This window comes from Pseudoalteromonas sp. SIMBA_162 (assembly GCF_046535955.1).
Classification (GTDB): Bacteria; Pseudomonadota; Gammaproteobacteria; order Enterobacterales; family Alteromonadaceae; genus Pseudoalteromonas; species Pseudoalteromonas marina.
The window spans coordinates 1-259 of sequence record NZ_JAWJBQ010000656.1 but is presented as its reverse complement, the minus strand read 5'-3'; the positions used below and the strand labels follow the sequence as shown (position 1 = coordinate 259).

The following is a 259-nucleotide window of genomic DNA, read 5'->3' as shown; positions in this document are numbered from 1 at the left end:
AAACGACACTTTTTCAACCGCACGCAGGCTACGCGCAGCTTCTGACTGAGTGTTGAAGGTGGCAATTGTCGTGTTACCCGCCACGCAAGTAACGTCCTCACCAGGTGTAAATGTAAAGCCATCGCTGGTTTCACCATTACAGGTAGCACCAGTTACCCGCTGGCTTCCGCCCAGGGTCAGATAACCCGTTTTCGTAGGAACAGGTTCTGGCTCCGGTTCTGGCTCTGGATCAGGTGTCGGTTCCGGCGTAGGTTCTGGG

1 pseudogene is annotated in these 259 nt (G+C 54.8%); it reads right to left on the bottom strand.

Features of this window, described 5'->3' with window-relative positions:
- Positions 1-259 (bottom strand): annotated as a pseudogene (locus R0J88_RS21295) (hypothetical protein); the annotation flags it as partial.